Genomic DNA, 22,279 nt, shown 5'->3' with positions numbered 1-22,279 from the left:
AGCCACTCTTAATAACACCACAGAAACGAATGGCTTTTATAAAATTACTGTAAATGGCAATGTTGGCTGGATGAAAGAATCTTATTTCTCTAAAGAACCAGTTCTAGAAACACTTTATGCTTCCTCTCAACTTAATTTACGTTCAAAACCTGATTGGAACAGCCCTATTTCAGCAACAATCTCAGTTAACACACAAGTAAAGTTAAATAATACAACATTAACCAATGGATTCTATCAAGTTACTGCCGCTGATGGGAAAACTGGCTGGATGAAGCTAAGTTATTTTTCTACTTCTTCCGTTTTAGAAACTTGGTATGCAGCTAGTGATGTAAACTTACGTCAAAGTCCATCTTGGGATAGTCCAGTAGTTATAAGTATTCCTAAAGGAGCTAAAGTAGCTCTAAATAATACAACTCTTACAGATGATTTTTATCAAATTACGTATAATAACCAAACAGGATGGATGAAACGTAGTTACTTTGTAAAGTAAACATTTTATTTTTCCAAAAAAAGTGGCCAGGATATAAGTCTTGAAAAATAGAAACCAGAAGCAAAAATCGTGCAAATAGATTTTTGGTTCTGGTTTTTTATTGGGAATAAAAATAGTGACGCTTATCGTGACTATCCGTAGCAGTATATTCTCTTAAAAATACCATTAAAAGAGTAAGTCCTAATTCGCTTTTCGCTTTTTCTTCTCCCCGCACAGATAATTGAGTACAGCACAAAAAAGCCTTCAAACATTAAAAGCTGGTTCGCTCCTTTTTTAGCTCATGTACAATTTGTACGGAACGAACATGAGGAATAATTATCACATTCATAGTACTTAAGATAACAAGCAAAACCGTAACAGTCTGTTCGAATGCTATAAATTACGAAAAGGTTATTTGAACAGAGAAAAGTATCTAAGTGTTCTTTGTACATCTAATTTCAAGAAAGAAATGGATTCTGTTTTATATGTCTTTATCTGCTCCTTTTAGTAGATAGAATAGGTTATTAACCGCGTCTATTCAGCTGAAATCTTATAGTTTCGTTCACTACCATATCCAGCTTCTACTACAATATAGGACGGTAATTCTAAAAAAAATTTTCTTCCATTAGTTTAAAAAAAGAAGTAACATATGGGGGATTAGGAAATACACCGTAACCTAAGATATATTGCTTGTTTATCGCTATTTGTAAATAATAATCAGCTTTTATTTGTTTATTATGTATATACTCCTCTTTCATCTACATAAATGTTGCGCCTATTCCGTTTTAGAAAAGCTATTCCGATTGCCAAAATAGTGAAATAGCGTTGGCATTTCCGTTTGCGTGTTAGAAAGCATTGTAACTGCTTAAAGGCATGTTTCGGGAGCTCTTATTTCGAACAAAGTCCTTGATTATAATCTTTCGACTTTACCTAAAGAGATTGAAGGTGTTTTTCCGTCGATTCCCTCATTAGTTTATTGTTTAATCACTGCTATTCTTTCAAAAGTGACCTTTTTTATGTATTGAAAAATGGATTTGATTACTCCTCTTATAAAGGAATTCTCAAATCCATTTTTCTTTTTACTGAGATTTATGCCCCAGACTCTTTCTATTTTACTGGGAAAGCAACAACTATGTCGTCTCCTGCTTTATCTTGTGAAACACTCGAATCGAATTTATCTGGATTTGGTACACCAATTTTAGGATCCGTAGCCAAATCATTATATACTGCTTCCGTCATAGTGAATGTTAATAATCCTCGGGCTGATTTACCAGCTGTAAAAATATAGGGATCTGCCTTGCTTCCTAATAAATGAAAATTAGTAGGTATAAAATTATCTAAGCTGCCTCCAACAAACTCATTTGCTCCAACTAGGTTAATTTGGTCTGCTTTATACATTTTGTCTTTGGTAGAAGTATTTTTTATTGATAAGTCTAAAGTAATAACATAACCATTTTTATTAGCTAGGTAACTTTCAGGATTACTAGCATTAACGGTTTTGTTTGCACCTACAACATGTTCTACCTTATATTGATTGATTTCTATTGTTAAATTTTGAAATATTTTTTGAAATGATGGCGAACTTGAAAGGTATGTTGTTGTAACAGACCCACCTAGAACTGGTTTTACATTTGAATATTTAAAACCTGTTGTGGATAAAGAAAATGTTGGTGTTGCCTCATTCTCATTATTTTCCGGGCTTGTTGAATCTGTATTATTTTTTGAAGGAGTATTTTTTTCTACATCTGAACTTCCTTTAGTTACTGTTCCTTTGTCATCAGTTACTGAATCTTTAGTAGTTTCTTGTTTATCAGTTTGAGTTGGCTCATTTTCTTCTTTTGGCGTAGCTGCAGATTTTTTAGTCTTTGTTTCAGTTGTTTGTTTATCTGCTTCTTTTGTTGGAGTATCATTCAGGGCATATGCACCAATTACAACACCGCCTATCAAAATCACAATTAAGATTGTTAAAATAAATATTCGTTTTTTCATATAACTAACCACCTTTTCTACTTACTTATAATATACCAAATAGCTTCACATATTACAATAGTGTTACAAGCTCATTGTTCTTATTCCCTTTTTTTCTAAAAACAATGCATAAAAAAGCCAAATAGTTTTAAGTGATAAATAGCATCGCTCAAAACCTATTTGGCTTTTGAATTATTAATTATTCAGCAGTTTTTGAACGTTTTGCTGCTTTTTCACGTTCGTTTTTATTAAGAATTTTTTTACGCAAACGGATTGATTCTGGAGTTACTTCACAAAACTCGTCTTCGTTCAAGAATTCTAATGATTCTTCTAGAGATAAATGACGTGGTTTTTTAATAACATTTGTTTGGTCTTTATTCGCAGAACGAATGTTAGTCATTTGTTTTGCTTTAACAATGTTAACAGCGATGTCGCCATCACGATTATTTTCTCCTACAATCATACCTTCGTAAATATCCGTACCAGGTTCAACAAAAATAGTACCGCGATCTTCTACTTGCATTGTTCCGTAAGTAGTTGATTTACCAGTTTCCATTGATACAAGAACACCACGGCTACGTCCACCAACACGTCCTTTTTGGATTGGTTGATAGCTATCGAATGTATGGTTGATAATACCATATCCACGAGTCATTGAAAGGAAATCTGTTGTATAACCAATTAATCCACGAGCAGGAACGATAAATTGTAAACGAACTTGTCCGTTACCGTCGTTGATCATGTTTTTCATTTCACCTTTACGTTGGCTAATTGATTCAATAACAGATCCCATGAATTCTTCAGGAGTATCAATTTGAACATCTTCTACTGGTTCACATTTCACGCCATCAATTTCACGAATGATAACTTCAGGTTTAGAAACTTGTAATTCATAACCTTCACGACGCATTGTTTCAATAAGAATGGATAAATGAAGTTCTCCACGACCTGAAACTACCCAAGCGTCTGGGGAAGCTGTTGGATCTACACGAAGCGATACATCTGTTTGAAGTTCTGCTAGTAAACGTTCTTCAATTTTACGACTTGTAACATGTTTACCTTCACGACCAGCGAAAGGACTGTTATTAGTAACAAAAGTCATTTGCAATGTTGGTTCGTCAATACGTAAAAGCGGAAGTGCTTCTTGATGATCAAATGGTGTTACTGTTTCACCAACGAAGATATCTTCCATTCCAGCAAGTGCTACTAAGTCCCCTGCTTTTGCTTCTTTAATTTCGTCACGTTTTAGTCCGAAGAAACCGAACATTTTCGTTACACGGAATTGTTTTACAGTACCGTCAAGTTTAATTAATGCAACTGTTTGTCCAACATGCATTGTTCCGCGGAAAACACGGCCAATACCGATACGACCAACATAATCATTATAATCAAGTAATGAAACTTGGAATTGTAAAGGTTCATCGCTATTATCAACTGGTGCTGGGATATGTTCAATAATTGTGTCTAAAAGTGGTTTCATTGTTTCTTTTTGTTCTGCAGGGTCGGAATCATAGCTTGAAGTTCCGTTGATTGCAGATGCATAAACAACTGGGAATTCTAATTGATCATCATTTGCTCCTAGTTCGATGAAAAGTTCTAATACTTCATCTACTACTTCTTCTGGGCGAGCAAAATCACGGTCAATTTTATTAACTACGACAATTGGTGTTAAGTTTTGTTCTAATGCTTTTTTTAGTACAAAACGTGTTTGAGGCATTGTACCTTCATATGCGTCTACTACTAAAAGAACACCATCTACCATTTTCATGATACGTTCTACTTCTCCACCGAAATCGGCGTGTCCAGGTGTATCCATGATGTTTACACGTGTATCTTCATACTTAATCGCTGTATTTTTTGCTAAAATAGTAATACCGCGTTCTCTTTCTAAATCATTGTTGTCCATCGCACGTTCAGCAACTGTTTCATTGTCGCGGAATGTACCTGACTGGCGTAATAATTGGTCTACGAGTGTCGTTTTACCATGGTCAACGTGGGCAATAATTGCTACATTACGAATATCATTTCTTAAATTCAATCTTGTTTCCTCCTAAATTAAAAATCCAAACATTTATCGTGAAGATTAGCCAAAAGAAAGAGGAAAATAGATTTATTTTCCTCCGTCGCTATCGTCTCGTTTAAATCAACTTACCTATTATAGCATAGCTAGGCGGATTTGGCACGATTTTTATTTTCTGAAAAGCCGTTTTTTTATGTTGAGCGCTTTCTTTAAGGCAGGTAGTTATTTAATAGCGTTTGATGAATTTTAGGTGCCGCAACGATTGAAGTACCTTTTTCTAAGAGATTCATTTTTTCGCCATTTATTCTAGTTACAATTCCGCCTAGTTCCTCCACAATAATTTTTCCCGCTGCAATATCCCAAGGTTCTAAATTTGCAGAAAGATATGCTCCTGCTCGTCCAGTTGCGACATCCATATATTCAAGTGAAGCTGCACCGTGAAGTCGTAAGCCACGTGAAACTTTCACAGCCTCCCACATTGTTGGGAATTTTCTCGTAACACTTAAATTTGCAATTAACAGCGCATCTTGAAGTTCTATATCTGGATTGATTTTCGGAATTGTTTTGCCATTGACTGTTGCGCCTTTTCCTCTTTCCGCAAAATAGAGTTCGTCTCGCACAACATCATAAATATAAGCAAGCTTTCCAGCACCATCTTCATAAACAGCAAGCGAAATCGCGAAATCCCTTTGTTGCTCAACAAAATTAAGTGTGCCATCAATTGGGTCAAGAATCCAAACAACACCTGTTAAATCGGTTACTGAATCTGCCATTCCCTCTTCACCAAATAACCGATGCTCTGGAAAATTTTCTTTGATTTGTTGAACAAAAAATGCTTCTGTGTCTTTGTCCATATTTGTTACAAGGTCATTTCTGCCAGACTTAGTATCAATATCTAATGTTTCTTTAAACGACTGCTTAATTTTCGCCGCTGCTTCCATAATCCATAAACGTGCTAAATAATCTATTTTTTTGCTATCCATACGCACACCTCTTTATACCTGTTTTGTTTATTTTATCACAAAAATGAATTATCTGAATAGAACAAGATTCTTTCCCTCAGAACTTAACTTCCGTATAATAAAACTATACGCAAAATTAGGAGGAAATCTTATGACTTTTAAAGGCTTTACAAAGAAAGATTTTAAAACAATGCAAATTCCTGGGCTTGAAGCAAGAATGGCTGGGATTCAAAATGATATTCAACCAAAATTTAAAGCAGCTGGCGAGGAATTAACGACGTATTTAAGTACTCAGCTTGGCGAGGAAATGTTTTTACATATTGCGCGACACCAAAGACGTTCTGTTAACCCACCCGAAAGCACTTGGTTAGCAATCTGTCACGACAAACGTGGTTATAAAAAACATCCACATTTTCAAGTGGGGCTATTTGATAACTACTTATTTGTTTGGTTAGCTTTTATTTATGAAAATGAACAAAGCGCCAAAATTGCCAATCGCTTTTTGAAAGAAAAAAAATTATTTGCTGATTTACCAGATGGTTTTGCGATTTCGCCAGATCATACAGAAGAAAAAACCTATCCCGTACATAGTGGAGAATTAGTGCCTACTTTGGAACGTTTTCGTGATGTGAAAAAAGGGGAATTTTTAGTAGGGAAAATATATTTGCCGGATGATACCGCTTTGGCTCCTGGAAAAGCCTTCCTAAAAGAAGCGGAATCTGTGCTAGATGAATTGATCCCATTCTATAAAGCTTCCTTACAATAAAAGATGTACAAATAGTGTTAATCTAGGTATAATGGTAGAGTTGTGAATTATTACTGGTTTGAAGGAGTTGAGGAACGTGAAAAAGGAACAGCAAACAGCAAGTGACCCTGGTCCGCATCGAAGTATTCATACAGGTGATTTTTCACGGGAACGAGACTTAAACCGCGTGAAATTTACCTGTTAAAAAAAGGAGGTAAAGAGCATGCATCAAATTTTCAAATCAGATGAAAATGGCAAACTAATGGAATTAGAAGAAGTAACCCGCAATTGTTGGATTAATATCGTTGCCCCTACTTCTGAAGAAATTAATAGAATTGCCGATAATTATGAAATCCCACTAGAATTTTTAGAAGATCCACTAGATAAAGATGAAAGCGCCCGGATTGAACGTGACGATGATTCTGATTCCGTTTTAATTGTTTGTGACTTTCCGGTAGTAGATGAAGACGATATTCATTATGCTTCATTTGAAACCATACCAATGGGGATAATTATTACGAAAGACTACTTTATTACGATATGTACGATTGATTCTTCCATTGTGCAATCATTTATCCGAAACCGTATTAAAGGCTTTTATACGCATATGAAAACACGGTTCGCCTTACAAATTTTATATATGATTTCAACGACTTTCTTACGGCACTTAAAACGCTTAAACCGTCAAACAGATGAAATCGAAAAAGAATTACATGAATCAATGAAAAATAAACAGTTGTATGATTTAATGGGTATTGAAAAAAGTTTGGTTTACTTTGTGACTGCCCTTAAATCCAATAAAGTTGTCCTTGACAAAATGATGCGCCAAAACATCGTTAAAATGTACGAGGAAGATCAAGACTTACTGGAAGATGTTATAATTGAAAATCGCCAAGGAATCGAAATGGCGGAAGTTCACTCAAATATTCTAAGTGGGATGATGGATGCATATGCCTCGATTATCTCCAACAACATGAATATCGTGATGAAATTCCTAACTTCGTTTACTATCATCTTGACTATTCCTACCATGGTTTTTAGTTTTTATGGAATGAATGTTAAATTACCCTTTATGAATACTCCTCTAGCGTGGATGCTAACGCTTGGATTTGCGTTTGGAATTGCCGGCGCACTTGCGATTGTATTTTGGCGGAGGAAATTCTTTTAACTAGGACAAAAAAACGAATGTACTATCTAACCATTTGTTAGACAGTACATTCGTTTTTTCTTATTGATTAATGTTTTTTAGATTTGTGAAAACGTTCTAATATCAGCTTTTCTCCATGATTTGACATAACAAGTTGTATCTCTTCTAACACAATCACTTTTAAGTCTTTGCCATTTGTTAAAATAGTTAGTTTTGAACCAAATGGATGCTGATTTAAAAATTGTGTTAGTTCAACGATACCAATGCCCCCAGAAGTAGAATAAGCGCGTTCTATTTGTTTTCCTTTTTGAGGAATAGATAATACTAAATAGAATATGATTCCTCTTTCTGCACTACTACTTGTTTCCCACCACGTGATGGTTGCCTTTAAGGGGATCGAGGCTGACTCTATGTCGTTTTTAGCTTGTTTATTAAGCAGAATGAGTAGAATAATCATTACTACTAATACTATAATACTAGTAGTTAACCAAATAATACCAATTAAACTCGGTACAGCTATAAAAGAAAAGTTGATACTCATGAAAGATAAAATTGCGATAAAAATAGCCAGATTTGCTTTTGAGTTATTGCTCATTTCTAATCCTCATTTATTCGTTTATTTTAATACAAATCCCTATTTAGCCTTTTTGGAAAGCCGACTGAGCTGTATTTGCATCGGCCACCGTTTTAATTACTAATTTTTCAGGTTGATTTGGTAGATAAATAACCGAAACCACACGACCAGGTTGTAGTTGTTCTACACTAGAGCCAGGAAATGTTTTTACTACGCTAACAGGTACGATACTTTGATCTACTTTCGTTAAGTCCAAATCTAGCTCTAACTCCACACGTTCTGCTGTAAGTGAACCCCTTGGTCTCATTGCTTTTACAGTCGCATAACTTTCTACACCATTTTGACTAATTTCTAGTGATTCTTTACTTATCAATCCTTTTTTTACAGCTACCACATTAAATATGGACTGCATTTTTTCTTGCGACAGTGTTGGATCTCCCGCTTTTGGCAACCCTACTTTTCGATTTTCACCTACGAGAACATTGATTGGGGAATTTATTTGAAAACTCGCCAATTGTGTTAATGGGATTATCGTGGTTATCGTTGTATCAAATTGTTCGCCACTTTCCTCTGTTACTTGTATTTTTAATTCTACTTGCGGTTGCTCGTTTATATATGTTCCCGTTTGCCTAACTGATTCAATAATTCCTAATGCAGGAACTCCATTTTTAACTCGTCCGCCAAATCCTGATAACACCAATGGTAATATACTGCTGATAACGAGGATTGCTATTCCGCCATATAGTGTATACCGAAAGGCCGATGAAGAGAAAACCTCCATATTATCTCGATTAAAAAATATATATGCCATTGAACCAAAAATCATTATAAAACCAATTGCTCTTCCTAAACTTCCTACTATTTTCATTGTTATTTCCCCTCAATTCATTTTTAATAATTGTGTCATTTTTTTATACATATCCGAAGATTTCTTATATTGTCTTGTTTGCTCTGCGCAGATAGCAATCGTTTCATAAATCAAAATTAGCCTATTAGCACTATTTGCTTGTTCGAAAAATGGTAAGCATTCTTCCGCTATCGCTTCTGCTGTTTTAAAATTTTCTTGTAAAAGCGCTAACTGACATTGATAAAATTTTACTGCGTATATTTGATCGGATGTTTTATTCGTTTTTTGCAAGCCTGCCAGTATTTCTTCTAATTTCGCAACTGCACCACCAGCTAATGCAATATCCGCTTTATGTAGTTCAATTAATGTCCAAAATGTTGTATCTATATTCTTTTGTTGGTGAAGATATTTTTCAAAGCGTTCCACTTCCTGCGCGGCGTCACCCAATCGATTTGTTGCAATCAGCATTAAAATACGATTATTAAAAATAGTGACTAGATACGTACCAGCTGAATCATCCATGTAAACTAAATATTCTTCTGCCTTAGCTAAATTAACAAATGCCTCTTCATAAAGCTTCAAATAAAAACAATACGCACTTTCTGCAATATAGAGGCTAGAAAGGTGATGTGATAGATTTTCACTTTGAACACGATGCAGTGTGTCTTCAAAACTTTTTTTTGCTTTATCGTATAATTTCAGTGCTACTAAGACTTCCATCTCAATCTTCTTTATAGCAATCCAAACCTCTGCATCATCTTCCAGGATAGGTAACAACAACTCCATATATTTGCTACTTTCTTCTAATTTTGAAATGGACCGATAAAATTGTAGTTTGTAATAGAAAAAAGCTTTTCTTAACGGGAGCGGTAATTTTAAAATGGATACATCATCAAAATTTTCCAGATAAAAATTTAAATAATTTTTATGCAATGCTTGGTAATTTTCCTGATTGCTCGTCGCCTGATAATAACATGCTTTCATCAATGCTGTTGAAAGTTCGAGTACTAGCGCATCGTTTTGTTCTGGTATCGAAGCCACATATGCATCATCCAACTGTTGAAATAACACGATACGACGGAAAGTTTTTTCGGCTTGGTTGTTAATTTCAAAAGAGTTGTCTTCTGCGTGCAGTATATAATCTGTTGTCACACCCAAGCGCTCTCCAAGTTGTTTTGCAATATCATCTGCTAACAAATAACGTCCTGCTAGAATATTTGAAAAATGAGGTAATGTTATAAGTCCATTAACAAGTGTTTTTCTTGATATCCCCTTTTGCTGTATCAAAAAATTAATCCGTTCTTTTAACAACTTTTCACTCCTTTCCCTTGCCACCTCTATATTTTAACACATTAAATTGCTATATTTAAGCTGTTTTCACACATACAAAACAGCATGATAACCAGGTCCTTTTAACTTCAAAAAAGAAGAAAAATTTTGTTAATAAACCTATTTCCCGCAAAATTTTTGCTAGAATTGATAACTCTTTTTGTACCTTTCTTTTCTTCTCTAGTTTTATTTGGGTAAAAATCACTTTTTCTTATTTCCAACTAAATAATAGGTTCTTTGGTGATAAAAAATGACTAACGCGATAAATCCCAATCAATAGAAAATGGATTCGGAATCCTCTATACAGAGAATAAACAAATCCATTTCTAATTGGTTAAACTTAATTTTATTTATGATGCTTTCTTTTTATTTAGTTAACTCGTCGTTTAATAAAGTGCGTAATTGTTCCGGACTAATGTGTTCATCGAAAATATGTTCACCAACAATAACAGTTGGAACAAATACAATATTCGCTTCATTTGCTTCACGGATAATTTTTTCAGATGCTTCTTTATTATCCTGCTCTGTTAATCCTAGAGTCGCTTCCATATAGGTCGCTACTTCCTCTAAAGATAGATTTCCCCAATCACCTTGTGTACTATAAATTTTATTAATTGTTTCGCGTGTTTTTTCTGGTGTGGAATAGTCTAAATAACGGTGCGCCACATTTCCACGTTGAAGTGATTCTTTTTCTTTATCAAAAGGTTTAATGATTAGCTCGATTTTGCCTGCTTGAATAAACTCTGTTAGAACATCTTTTGATTTTTCGTTCCACTCACGACAATATGGGCAACGTAGATTAATAAATGACATTACTTTTACCGGAGCTTCCTTATCTCCTACGTGTATCCCTACTTCTGGCGTTACAATGCTTGCTTTAATTTGACTAATATCCATGAAAAATTTCCTCCTTTTTAATTACGGTTGCATTTTTATTTTGCTTGTGGTTGCATCTTTTACTAATTGCATGACTTTATAAGCAGAATAGCCACTTGCTTTTTCAAAGTCTAGACCAAGACGTTTTTCTTCGCCTTTAGAAGGAACCACTTGTTTAAAATTATGGTATTTTTCTTTAAGTTCTAACGTATCAATGCCTTTTTCATATGCGCGTTCGATAGCCTCTAAAAATTGGACAACAATCGTCATTTCTTCCGTTGTCCAGTCTGGATTTAGCGGATAACTATATTCCATTAATTTATTCCTCCTTTATCAAGTTGCATCGCTTCTAATTTACTCGTTGTTTTCATCGCAATTTGCTTCAATTCTTTTTGTTCGTCCTCTGAAAGGTTAAGTTCTAATAATTCTTGTACTCCAGAAGCGCCAATAACGGCTGGTACGCTAATAAAGACTGGTTCATCTAATCCATAAGCTGTCTTAACCTCCACGCCTACTGTAAGCACTCGCGCCTCATCTCGTAAAATCACTTCTGTTAATTCTGCAAGCACGGTCACTGTACTAAATTGAAACGTGCAATCATCTTTATTTTCAAAAGGAAAATCAGGAATCTTTGTCATTCTTTGCGCAAGGTTTTGTAAATCTTCGGAGGTTATTCTTTTTGGCTCTTCCGCTAAATAACTTAAAATTGGTTTTCCGCCAAGAAATGCCCTACTCCAAACTGGAATGACATCGTTCGAATGATCCCCTATAATATAACCATGAACATTTTTGGGGCTAATTTTAAATAATTTTGCTATTTCTACTTGAAAATAGGATGTCGCGAGAATGGTTCCAAGCGTGATAATTTGGCTTGCTGGTAAACCCGAGAAACGTTTAACCAGCGAAGCAACTGTATTACTTTCTGCCGTTGCGATAATAACATTCCCTTGAAAACCAGTTGCCATCATCTTTTTCACTTTTTCTTTGATTAAAGCCAGGTTTTCTTCTTTTGAGATAGTAGAATCAGACATTTCTTCTTGAAAAAAGATCATTAAATCAGCATTTCTACACTCGTTAAAACTACCTATATCAATAGTTGCAGCAGGATGATAATAACTAGCATACTGAAAATCTTGAACGCTTGACTTCGCTAGCTCATCTATTAAGTAAATCTCTGCAGAAATTTTTTTCAGAAGAATTGTATGAATATAGAGGCTTTGTAAATTGCTTCTTCCAATAATGACAATTTTCTTCTTCTTAGATGTCACGATTATCTCCTCCTCATCAAGTCTAGTAATATTATTTTAGCATGCTTACTTGCTAGAATAAACTAACTTGACCACATAAATAAAAAGCATCGCCTAATTCGCTTTGCTTTTTACAGAATATACTCATTATCAAACCATTTCACGCCGTTTTGCTTTGATACGATAGGTTGCAAAACAGAAAAAAATCGGTAGTATATAACTTACGATAATTAAGATAATAACTTCCAAAATTCCATTACCAATGTAGCCGCCAGTCATTTTTATAAAACCTGTGATGGGCGTTTCAAGAATTTGAATAACAGATCTCCATCCCCCCGTATCATGCATATGGTGTATAAATCCTACAATAAAAGCAACAATAGTTAATAGAAAGCAAATTCCTGCAATCACATAACCACACCAAAATAGCGTTTTCTTCCAAGTTGCTGTTTGTTTCTCCATTTTTTCACCTGATTCAATTAGATTTGACTTGTTAAGTTTACCTTTTATATTATACTACTTTTTTTCTAAAACAGGTAATTTATTTCAAAAAATGAACTAAAAATAATTCTTTAATTAAAAAGCGGAAATACCCATCAAAGGATATTTCCGCTTCTTTCGTATTACATATGAATTGGGCGACCTAAAGCGAGTTCAGCAGCTTCCATTGTTAGCTCTCCAAGTGATGGATGAGCATGAATAGTAAGTGCAATATCTTCCGCAGTAATGCCTGATTCGATTGCTAAGCCAATCTCTGAAATAATATCAGAAGCATTCATTCCGGCAACTTGTGCACCGATAACTAAGCCATCTTCTTTACGGGTAACTAAACGAACAAATCCTTCAGGTGCATCTAAAGAAAGTGCACGACCGTTACCGCCGAATGGGAATTTAGCAGCTTTTACGTCAAAGCCTTTTTCTTTTGCTTCTTTTTCAGTTAAACCAACTGTTGCTAGTTCTGGATCACTGAATACAACTGCTGGAAGTGCAGTATAGTCGTTTTCAGCTTTTTCGCCAGCAATTGCTTCTGCCGCAATTTTCGCTTCATAGCTTGCTTTATGCGCAAGTGGAACACCGGGAACAATATCGCCAATCGCGAAAATGTTTGAAACGTTAGAGCGACCTTGTTTATCAACTTCTACTAAACCGCGTTCTGTTACTTTTACGCCAGCTTGTTCTAAACCGATTTCGTCTGTATTTGGACGACGACCTACTGTTACTAACACATAGTCAGCTTCAATAGTTTTTGTTTCGCCATTTGCTTCATAAGTTACTTTTACGCCGTTTTCAGTTTCTTCAGCGGATTTTGCAAGTGCTTTAGTCACCATTTCAACGTTTTTGCTTTTTAGATTACGTTTTACAAGCGAAACCATATCTTTTTCATATGTTGGTAAGATTTCTGGACCGCCTTCAAGGATGGTTAATTCTGTTCCTAAGTTAGCAAACGCGCCACCAAGTTCTGTTCCGATATATCCGCCGCCAATAACGACTAATTTTTTCGGAACTTCTGTTAGGGCAAGTGCACCAGTTGAGCTTAATACACGTTTACCATATTTGAAACCAGGGATTTCGATTGGACGAGATCCTGTTGCAATAATAACGTTATTAAATGTATAAGTTTGAGCGGAATCAGGATGGATCACACGTAAAGAATGATCATCCACGAAAAACGCTTCTCCTTCTAACATTTCTACTTTATTTTTCTTAAGAAGGCCTTTAACTCCTGATGTAAGCTTGTTAACGACGCTTCCTTTCCATTCTTGTGCTTTAGTGAAATCTAAGCTTACGTTATCAGCTGTGATTCCCATGTTATCAGAATGATTTGCTTCTTTAAAACGGTGACCTACAGTGATAAGTGCTTTAGAAGGAATACATCCAACGTTTAAACAAACACCGCCGTAATATTCTTTTTCAATAATGGTTACTTTTTGTCCGAGTTGTGCTGCTCGAATTGCGGCTACATACCCACCTGGGCCTGCACCGATGACTATGGTGTCTCTTTCTTCTGGAAAATCGCCTACTACCATTTTGTTACACCTCCATTAGTAATAATTCTGGGTCGTTTAATAAACGTTTAATATTGTTCATTGCTTTTTGAGCTGTGGCACCGTCAATTACACGGTGGTCAAAGCTAAGTGATAGAGCTAGTACTGGTGCAGCTACGATTTCGCCATCTTTTACGATAGGTTTTTGTGCAATACGACCAACACCAAGGATAGCAACTTCAGGGTAGTTAATTACTGGAGTGAACCATTGTCCGCCGGCAGAACCGATATTTGAAATAGTTGCGGAGCCATGGCGCATTTCGTCAGCTGTTAATTTACCATCACGTGCTTTTCCAGCTAGTTCGTTAATTTCATCAGAGATAGCAAATACAGATTTTTTATCCGCATTTTTGATTACTGGTACATATAAACCGTGGTCTGTGTCTGCTGCGATACCAACGTTGAAGTAATGTTTGTAAACAAGTTCTTCTGTCGCATCGTCTAAAGTAGTGTTAAGCACTGGGAAATCACGAAGCGTTGCAACAAGCGCTTTTACCATATAAGGTAAGAAAGTAAGTTTGATACCTTTTTCGGCAGCCACTTCTTTGAAACGTTTGCGGTGAGCCATTAGTGCAGTTACTTCGATTTCGTCCATTAAAGTAACGTGTGGTGCTGTATGTTTCGAGTTTACCATTGCTTTTGCGATTGCACGACGAGTTGGTGTTAATTTTTCGCGTGTTTCTGGATAAGCTTCGGAACTTATGGCAGCAGGTTTTGCAGCTGCTTTGTCTGCTTTTGGCGCTACTTTTTCTTCTGTTTGTGCAGAAGTTATTGCAGCTGGTTGTTCGCCGTTTAGGAAAGCATCAATATCCGCTTTTACTACACGATTATTTTTTCCAGATCCGGCTACTTCAGCAATATTAACGCCTTTTTCACGAGCATATTTACGTACGGAAGGCATGGCAATTACTAGGCCATTAGGATCTTTTTTAGATGATGGAGTCCCATTTCCTCCTGTAGTTGGTGTAGAAGCTGCATCATTATTTACAAGTGCAGCATCTTCTGCTGGAGATTCCGGTGTGGATTCATGGCTTTGTCCGCCTTCAAAATCGCCTTCAAAAGTTACTAGTACTTGTCCTACTGTTGCAACGGTTCCTTCGCTCACTAGAATCTCTTTTACAGTTCCATCTACTGGAGATGTAATTTCTTCCACTGATTTATCATTTTGAACTTCAAAAATGGATTCGTCTTCTTCTACTTTATCGCCCGGTTGAATAAACCATTTAACAATTTCGCCTTCATGAATTCCTTCACCAATATCTGGTAATTTAAATTCAAAGATTCCTTTTCCACTAGATTTTGCTGGAGCAGGAGCTGATTGTGTGTTTTCTGCTTTTGGTGCTGCGCTTTCTTCTTCGGCGCCGTCTTCGTGACCTTCTACGCCATCAAATGTTACTAGTACTTGTCCAACTGTTGCAACGGTTCCTTCTGCAACTTTGATTTCTTTAATTGTTCCGGAAACTGGAGAAGTGATTTCTTCCACCGATTTGTCGTTTTGCACTTCAAAAAGGGACTCATCTTCTTCAATCTTATCACCTGGTTGAACAAACCATTTAACGATTTCACCTTCATGGATACCTTCACCGATATCCGGTAATTTAAATGAATATGCCATTTTTATTAAGCCTCCTGTAATTTCTAAGGTCCAGGTAAACTGAACCTTAGTATGAAAATAATTCTTTTACATTTTAAAACTCCCCATAAGTTTTAAAATGAGTATGATAGATTAAAATGCAATAACTTCTTTGACGCGTTCAATAATATCGTTATGATTTGGTAACCATACTGTTTCTGCTTGAGAGAACGGGAATACGCTATCTGGAGCAGCTACACGCATAACTGGTGCTTCAAGAGAAAGGATTGCACGGTCATTGATTTCGGCAATAACGTTCGCTGCAATACCTGCTTGTTTTTGAGCTTCTTGCACAACAACAGCACGATTCGTTTTCTTCACAGAGGCAACAATTGTATCTACATCGATTGGACTAATTGTACGTAAGTCAATAACTTCAACAGATACGCCTTCTTTTTCAAGTGCTTCTGCCGCTTTTACTGATTCTTGTACCATCGCACCATAAGTGATAATGGAAACATCTGTACCTTCACGACGAACAGCCGCTTTACCAATTTCTACTGTGTATTCGCCTTCTGGAACTTCTTCACGGAAAGAACGATATAATTTCATATGTTCAAGGAAGATAACTGGATCATTATCACGAATTGCTGAGATTAGTAATCCTTTTGCATCGTATGGTGTGGATGGAATAACTACTTTTAAGCCAGGTGATTGAGCCATTAAGCCTTCTAAGTTATCCGCATGCATTTCTGGAGTATGAACACCACCACCAAAAGGTGCGCGAATCGTAATTGGAGCAGTACGAGTTCCGCCTGTACGGTAACGCATACGAGCCATTTGACCAGCAACGGAATCCATTACTTCAAATACGAAGCCAAAAAATTGAATTTCAGGAACTGGACGGAAACCTTCAAGCGCAAGACCAATAGCAAGACCGCCAATACCAGATTCTGCTAGGGGCGTATCAAATACACGCTCGTCACCAAATTTTTCTTGTAATCCTTCAGTTGCACGGAATACGCCGCCATTTTTACCAACGTCTTCCCCAAAAACTAATACGTTTTCGTCTTTTTCAAGTTCTACTGCAAGCGCATCTGTAATCGCTTGAATCATTGTTTTTTGCGCCATGATTATTTCGACTCCTTCGCTTCATAGATTGCCAGTTGCTCTTTGACAGGAGCAGTTGGTGTTTCATACATATTTTTAAGAAGATCAGTCACTGTTTGTTTTGGTGTAGCATCTGCTTCTTTAATAGCTACTTTAATTTCTTCTTTTGCTTGGTCAATTACAGCATTTTCTTTTTCTTCGTTCCAAAGACCTTTTCCTTCTAAGAAAGTACGGAAACGAACGATTGGATCTTTAAGTTCCCATTCTCCGTCAAGCTCTTTTGTACGGTAACGAGTTGGGTCATCTCCGGAAAGTGTATGTGGCCCATAACGGTAAGTCATTGTTTCGATAAGTGTTGGGCCTTCACCTGCAACTGCACGTTCACGAGCAAATTTAGTTACGGCATAAACTGCTAGTGGATCCATTCCGTCTACTTGCACACCTGGGATTCCGGCTGCAACAGCTTTTTGAGCTAGTGTTTCAGCAGCTGATTGTTTTTCACGTGGTGTAGAAATAGCGAATTTATTATTTTGTACTACGAAAATTGCTGGAGCATGATAAGCACCTGCAAAGTTCATACCTTCATAAAAGTCCCCTTGCGAAGAACCACCATCACCAGTATACGTAATTACAACAGCATCTTTTTTACGTTTTTTAAGACCTAGAGCAACACCAGCAGCTTGAACGATTTGTGCACCAATGATGATTTGTGGTGATAATACATTTAAATCTTCTGGGAATTGGTTTCCTACAAAGTGTCCACGAGAGAACAAGAATGCTTTTGTAAGTGGAAGACCGTGCCAGATAAGTTGTGGCACATCACGGTAACCCGGAAGAATATAGTCATGTTTTTCAAGTGCATAGTGACTTCCAAGTTGTGAAGCTTCTTGTCCAGCTGTTGGAGCATAGAAACCTAAACGTCCTTGACGGTTAAGTGAGATAGAGCGTTGGTCAAGTACACGAGTCCAAACCATACGAGTCATTAACTCTACTAATTGATCATCTGTTAAATCCGGCATTAAATCTGGATTTACGATTTCTCCTTTTTCATTTAAAATTTGAACTAATTCAAATTGTTTATGAACAGCCTCAAATTGTTTCTTTACGTCGATAATAGCCTTCTTTGTTTTAGAAGCCATTTCGTATCCACCCTTTCGTCATTTACATTGTACAGTTTCGTTATATCATTAAGTGGGCTTGTCCGGTCATCATATCCAACTAAAAAGATATAGCTACAACTGCCATCCTGATTGTGTATTAAATATAGTAGCGTAGTAAAAGAAAAGTTTTTCTATAGAAAGAAGCGAATTCCGGAAGCTTTTTCTAATTTCCTATAAACTAATTCCACAGCCTCTCCAGTTATTACCACAAATTCTTTAATAAAAACATTGCATTTAGAAGAGTTTGTGAAAAAAGTTTCATTCTTTCACAATATTTTATGAAAAATAGGAATGTTCCTTTTATATTATAACTTTATTTCTGTTTTAGTTAGAAACAAGAAATATATTAATACACTAATCTTCTCTTTTAATTTACACTACCCAGATTATGAAGTCAATAAGTTAATCTCTAATTGTTTTATCGCTTACAATGGCTTTATTACTTAAATCATTCGCTTTCCACTTCTGTATTAAAAAAAGTTTAAAATCATATGAACTGTTATATAATATTGTAACCATCGCATTATCACACCTATTTCATCTTTTCTTTTATTGATTTTAATTAGTTTGTGAATTCACAAACTTAGAAAATTTTTATCTCCTGATATTAGACGAACATTATAAGATAAATATAAATAATTGTTCGTTATTTAATCTTGGCTATTTTTAACAAATATGCCTTTAGTCCTATAAAAATACTTGGTTCTTCTTACAAAAGTATTCTTTCATTCCTTTTTTTTCGTTCTTTTGTTAAAATGAAAGTATGTTAATAAAGAACAGGAGAGAATCAAATCATGCTTACAATGGACGATATTGTGCGAGAAGGTCACCCAGCGCTTAGAGAAGTTGCTAATGAAGTGACATTTCCACTTTCAGATGAAGAAAAAAAATTAGGGCGAGATATGCTCGAATTTCTAATTAATAGTCAAGATGAAGAGCTAGCTGAAAAATACGGTTTACGTGGTGGCGTTGGAATTGCTGCTCCACAACTGGCTGTAACAAAACGCTTCCTTGCCATTCACGTGCATGATGAAAAAGATCGGCTTTATAGTTATGTACTTTATAATCCCAAAATTCGTAGCCATTCCGTTCAACAAGCTTGCTTATCTGGCGGCGAGGGTTGTCTTTCGGTTGATCGTGAAGTTCCAGGTTATGTTGTTCGCAGTGAACGTGTTACTATTGATGCTTTTGATGAAGATGGTACACCTTTAAAATTACGTTTTAAAGGTTATCCAGCTATCGTAATCCAACATGAAATTGATCATTTAAATGGTATTATGTTTTATGATCACATTAATAAAGATAACCCATCTTATTTACCACCTGATGTAGATGTATTTGGTTAAAACGAAACCCCCACAGAATTTATTTTCTGCGGGGGTTTTGTATTAGAAATTAGTGTCCACCAACTGTTTCCATATTACTAGCTAATTGTCTAAAGTTTCGTTTATTTGCATCACCTGAAAAAAGGACTAAATCAAACGCTTCATGAAAAAAATTCCATCATCGGCAATCACTTCGGACTCAAACAGGCGTTCATTAATCTCAGAAAAAATCGTATGGGAACTGAAACAATTTACAAATATTAATCAAAACCTCTATTACAGGCTCTTTTTATTATTTTCTGGTAAAATATAGTAAGAAAGTTGGTGAAAAATTTGGAACGTTACGATCGCCAAATGCGCGTTACAACTATTGGCAAAACTGGTCAAGCTAAACTGTTAACAAAAACGATTTTAATTATTGGTGTTGGTGCAATTGGCTCTTATGCGGCAGAAATTTGCGCACGTATGGGGTTTGGCAAATTAATTCTCATGGACCGTGATTATGTCGAGTGGAGTAACTTGCAACGACAATCACTTTTTACTGAACAAGATGCAAGAGAAAAACAAGCAAAAGCATATGCTGCATATAAAGCGCTTCAATTAATTAACAGTGATATTACGATTGAATACATTGTAGATGATGCAAATATGGAGAGCCTTATTCCTTTTGCTGAGGAAGTGGATTATCTGTTAGATTGTACGGATAATTTTGCAACGCGGGAAATGTTGAATCAGTTTTCTTTTAAATATCAACTTCCTTGGATTTTCACTTCTTGTGCAGGAAATTATGCGAATATCATGCCAATTATCCCACCTTATTCCGCCTGTTTGCATTGTTTAATGGGTGACTTGCCGCAAACGAATACAGCTAGTTGTGATGTAATTGGTGTCGACGGGGCACTTATCCCTATCGTTGCTGGCATGCAAGTCTCGCTACTTACACAGATGATTTTAAAACCAGATTTCTCTGCTAATACTTATTACCAACTAGATAATTGGCAGTTTATATTTCGTTCCTTTCAAGTGAAAAAGCGTTCAAATTGCGCAGGCTGTTCTTCTAAAGCTACTATCGAAAAGCCATTTTCTAAACAAACTATTGCACTTTGCGGGCGCGACACAGTCCAATTTCATTTATCGCAAAAAAGTAATTTCGACATAATCAAACACCGACTTCTAGCTGAGAAAATAACATATCTTGAAAATCCCGCGCTACTCAGTTTCGACTACCTGCATTACCAATTTATTATTTTTAAAAATGGTCGTGTTTTACTTCACGGAACAGAGAATATTTTAGAAGCGAAAAAAATATATCAGCTATTTTTTAATTAAAGGAGCGCTTATTATGCAACAAACAACATTTATCCCTGCAAGTTGCAGTATTTTAACCATTAGTGATACAAGAAATTTAAATACCGATAAAAGCGGAAAACTAATTCAAACATTTTTAGAGAAAGCTGGTCATCAAGTAATTTCGCGTGTAGTCGTTGCAGATGATGCTACGCTAATAGCTAAAAAAATGGAAGAACTTGTGGCGGATAATCCATTTTGTTTAATAACAAATGGTGGAACTGGAATAGCAAAAAGAGATGTTACTTATGAAGCTTTATTTTCAACCATACATCAAGAAATACCAGGATTTGGCGAACTTTTCCGGATGCTTAGTTATGAAGATGTTGGTAGTCGTGCTATGGTATCACGTGCATTTGCAGGCTTTACAGAAAATGGTCTATTAATTTTTGCATTACCTGGTTCAACTAACGCCTGTCGTTTAGCGATGGAAAGCTTAATTATCCCTGAGCTTCCTCATCTAGTTGCTGAACGTGAAAAATAAACCGACTTGAGTTAATAATCTCAAATCGGTTTATTTTTTTAACCACCAATTTGGCTCATTCGCCTCCAAGTTGGCTTGTTGGATTGTACTTCATCTTGTAATTTTAGTGCCATTTCATGATTTTCTGGCTTATTATCAATCGCTTTTTGTACTAATTGCATTAATTTTACTGGTTCATTAATAAATGGTCGAATATTCATTTCCTCATCCCAATATAGACAAGCTTTAATATAACCATCTGCTGTTAATCGAAGCCGATTGCAACTATCGCAAAAATGAGCGCTTACTGGGTGGATTACACCAAAAGTCCCTTTCGCTCCTTTAATGCGAAAATTTTCGGAAGGACCATTACCACGGATAGTATTAACTGGTTCGTACATAAAACCTGCCTGCTCACATGCTTCAAAAATAGTATCTAGCGACAAGTATTTTTCTTTCCAGCTTGTCCCAGCATGACCTATTGGCATATATTCAATAAAACGAATATTAATATCTTTATCTTTAGTAAACTGCAGAAAATCTGTTATTTCATCGTCATTCTGTCCTTTTATTAATACCACATTTAGTTTAATTGGAAAAAGCCCTACTTCTTCGGCTTTTTGAATACCTTCTAATACTTTTTGCAATCGTCCCCCGCGTGTAATTGCTTGAAAACGATCAGCATGAAGGGAATCCAGACTGATATTTACTCGTGTAAGCCCTGCTTCTTTTAGTGCTTCGGCTTTTTTCGCTAAATACATTGCATTGGTTGTAATGGAAATATCCTCAATTTCTGGAACGGCCCCTATACCTCGAACAATTTCAACAATATCCGTTCTTAGTAATGGCTCACCACCAGTTATACGTACTTTTTTTATACCAAATTTAACCATCGTTTCCATAAAACCAACAATTTCATCTTTGGATAGCACTTTATCATGGGGTAAAAATGTTAGACCTTCTTCGGGCATACAATATACACACCTTAAATTGCACCGATCTGTAACCGAAATGCGAATATAATCATGTACCCGACCAAATTTATCCATTAATAATTGCATAAAACATAACC

21 protein-coding genes and 1 pseudogene are annotated in these 22,279 nt (G+C 35.9%); 6 read left to right on the top strand and 16 right to left on the bottom strand.

Annotated elements, in window-relative coordinates; genetic code table 11:
- Window positions 1-490: SH3 domain-containing protein (locus HCJ50_RS12335; protein ID WP_185395738.1), on the top strand; the 490-nt coding region annotated here is incomplete at its 5' end.
- A 1,086-nt stretch (window positions 491-1,576) separates the two neighbouring features.
- On the opposite strand, the gene HCJ50_RS12330 is transcribed toward HCJ50_RS12335, so the two are convergent.
- The 3 genes from HCJ50_RS12330 to HCJ50_RS12320 all read right to left on the bottom strand — a co-directional run bounded on the left by HCJ50_RS12330 (window position 1,577) and on the right by HCJ50_RS12320 (window position 5,440).
- Entirely contained in the window at window positions 1,577-2,458 is an 882-nt protein-coding gene (locus HCJ50_RS12330; RefSeq protein ID WP_185349268.1) for a DUF5068 domain-containing protein, read from the bottom strand.
- A gap of 178 nt (window positions 2,459-2,636) precedes the next feature.
- Window positions 2,637-4,475, bottom strand: coding sequence for a translational GTPase TypA (gene typA, locus HCJ50_RS12325; RefSeq protein ID WP_185349267.1), 1,839 nt, complete (start codon window positions 4,473-4,475; stop codon window positions 2,637-2,639).
- Window positions 4,476-4,666: 191 nt separating this feature from the next.
- A complete protein-coding gene (locus HCJ50_RS12320; RefSeq protein WP_185349266.1) occupies window positions 4,667-5,440 on the bottom strand; it encodes an inositol monophosphatase family protein in 774 nt (257 codons plus the stop codon).
- A 130-nt stretch (window positions 5,441-5,570) separates the two neighbouring features.
- Between HCJ50_RS12320 and HCJ50_RS12315 the strand changes: the two genes are divergently transcribed.
- Both HCJ50_RS12315 and HCJ50_RS12310 read left to right on the top strand, forming a co-directional pair.
- Window positions 5,571-6,185, top strand: coding sequence for a YktB family protein (locus tag HCJ50_RS12315; RefSeq protein WP_185349265.1), 615 nt, complete (start codon window positions 5,571-5,573; stop codon window positions 6,183-6,185).
- 202 nt (window positions 6,186-6,387) lie between these two features.
- Window positions 6,388-7,332 carry a magnesium transporter CorA family protein gene (locus HCJ50_RS12310; protein ID WP_185349264.1) on the top strand — a complete coding sequence of 315 codons (945 nt, stop codon included), beginning with the start codon at window positions 6,388-6,390 and terminating at the stop codon, window positions 7,330-7,332.
- A gap of 67 nt (window positions 7,333-7,399) precedes the next feature.
- Here the strand turns inward: HCJ50_RS12310 and HCJ50_RS12305 are convergent, their stop codons facing one another.
- The 11 genes from HCJ50_RS12305 to pdhA form a co-directional block, all read right to left on the bottom strand.
- The gene (locus tag HCJ50_RS12305; protein WP_185349262.1) at window positions 7,400-7,906 is read right to left on the bottom strand and encodes a hypothetical protein; all 507 of its coding nucleotides are present in this window, start codon (window positions 7,904-7,906) and stop codon (window positions 7,400-7,402) included.
- A gap of 43 nt (window positions 7,907-7,949) precedes the next feature.
- Window positions 7,950-8,753, bottom strand: a complete 804-nt coding sequence (locus HCJ50_RS12300; protein ID WP_185349260.1) for a hypothetical protein — start codon at window positions 8,751-8,753, stop codon at window positions 7,950-7,952.
- 12 nt (window positions 8,754-8,765) lie between these two features.
- Window positions 8,766-10,043 carry a helix-turn-helix transcriptional regulator gene (locus HCJ50_RS12295; RefSeq protein ID WP_185395737.1) on the bottom strand — a complete coding sequence of 426 codons (1,278 nt, stop codon included), beginning with the start codon at window positions 10,041-10,043 and terminating at the stop codon, window positions 8,766-8,768.
- 384 nt (window positions 10,044-10,427) lie between these two features.
- Complete coding sequence (locus HCJ50_RS12290) at window positions 10,428-10,958, bottom strand: DsbA family protein (RefSeq protein ID WP_185348970.1); 531 nt, start codon at window positions 10,956-10,958, stop codon at window positions 10,428-10,430.
- Window positions 10,959-10,979: 21 nt separating this feature from the next.
- Window positions 10,980-11,252 carry a UPF0223 family protein gene (locus tag HCJ50_RS12285; protein WP_185348969.1) on the bottom strand — a complete coding sequence of 91 codons (273 nt, stop codon included), beginning with the start codon at window positions 11,250-11,252 and terminating at the stop codon, window positions 10,980-10,982.
- Entirely contained in the window at window positions 11,252-12,205 is a 954-nt protein-coding gene (locus tag HCJ50_RS12280; RefSeq protein WP_185348968.1) for a Rossmann-fold NAD(P)-binding domain-containing protein, read from the bottom strand. The genes HCJ50_RS12285 and HCJ50_RS12280 overlap by 1 nt, the downstream gene beginning before the upstream one ends.
- Window positions 12,206-12,334: 129 nt before the next feature.
- Window positions 12,335-12,646: a hypothetical protein gene (locus HCJ50_RS12275; RefSeq protein ID WP_185348967.1), complete on the bottom strand. Its 312-nt coding sequence runs from the start codon at window positions 12,644-12,646 to the stop codon at window positions 12,335-12,337.
- Between the two features lie 161 nt (window positions 12,647-12,807).
- A complete protein-coding gene (gene lpdA / locus HCJ50_RS12270; protein WP_185348966.1) occupies window positions 12,808-14,211 on the bottom strand; it encodes a dihydrolipoyl dehydrogenase in 1,404 nt (467 codons plus the stop codon).
- Window positions 14,212-14,215: 4 nt separating this feature from the next.
- Window positions 14,216-15,844 (bottom strand): dihydrolipoyllysine-residue acetyltransferase, encoded by a 1,629-nt coding sequence (locus HCJ50_RS12265; RefSeq protein ID WP_185348965.1) that lies wholly within the window; start codon window positions 15,842-15,844, stop codon window positions 14,216-14,218.
- A 111-nt stretch (window positions 15,845-15,955) separates the two neighbouring features.
- Window positions 15,956-16,933 (bottom strand): alpha-ketoacid dehydrogenase subunit beta, encoded by a 978-nt coding sequence (locus tag HCJ50_RS12260; protein WP_185348964.1) that lies wholly within the window; start codon window positions 16,931-16,933, stop codon window positions 15,956-15,958.
- Between the two features lie 2 nt (window positions 16,934-16,935).
- On the bottom strand, window positions 16,936-18,051 hold the full coding sequence (gene pdhA, locus HCJ50_RS12255; RefSeq protein ID WP_185348962.1) for a pyruvate dehydrogenase (acetyl-transferring) E1 component subunit alpha: 1,116 nt from the start codon (window positions 18,049-18,051) through the stop codon (window positions 16,936-16,938).
- Between the two features lie 815 nt (window positions 18,052-18,866).
- Between pdhA and def the strand changes: the two genes are divergently transcribed.
- On the top strand, window positions 18,867-19,418 hold the full coding sequence (def, locus tag HCJ50_RS12250; RefSeq protein WP_185348960.1) for a peptide deformylase: 552 nt from the start codon (window positions 18,867-18,869) through the stop codon (window positions 19,416-19,418).
- 49 nt (window positions 19,419-19,467) lie between these two features.
- Here the strand turns inward: def and HCJ50_RS16025 are convergent.
- Window positions 19,468-19,634, bottom strand: a pseudogene (locus HCJ50_RS16025) (flavin reductase family protein); the annotation flags it as partial.
- 87 nt (window positions 19,635-19,721) lie between these two features.
- On the opposite strand from HCJ50_RS16025, the gene HCJ50_RS12245 reads away from it, so the two are divergent.
- Both HCJ50_RS12245 and HCJ50_RS12240 read left to right on the top strand, forming a co-directional pair.
- Window positions 19,722-20,726 carry a ThiF family adenylyltransferase gene (locus tag HCJ50_RS12245; protein WP_311769595.1) on the top strand — a complete coding sequence of 335 codons (1,005 nt, stop codon included), beginning with the start codon at window positions 19,722-19,724 and terminating at the stop codon, window positions 20,724-20,726.
- 13 nt (window positions 20,727-20,739) lie between these two features.
- A complete protein-coding gene (locus HCJ50_RS12240) occupies window positions 20,740-21,228 on the top strand; it encodes a MogA/MoaB family molybdenum cofactor biosynthesis protein (RefSeq protein ID WP_185348956.1) in 489 nt (162 codons plus the stop codon).
- 38 nt (window positions 21,229-21,266) lie between these two features.
- On the opposite strand, the gene moaA is transcribed toward HCJ50_RS12240, so the two are convergent.
- Window positions 21,267-22,268 (bottom strand): GTP 3',8-cyclase MoaA, encoded by a 1,002-nt coding sequence (moaA, locus tag HCJ50_RS12235; protein ID WP_185348954.1) that lies wholly within the window; start codon window positions 22,266-22,268, stop codon window positions 21,267-21,269.
- Window positions 22,269-22,279: the final 11 nt, after the last annotated feature.

It is taken from the genome of Listeria immobilis, from assembly GCF_014322765.1.
Lineage (GTDB): Bacteria > Bacillota > Bacilli > Lactobacillales > Listeriaceae > Listeria > Listeria immobilis.
Note: the sequence above shows the minus strand (reverse complement) of the source record. Positions and strands in the feature narration are given on the sequence as shown.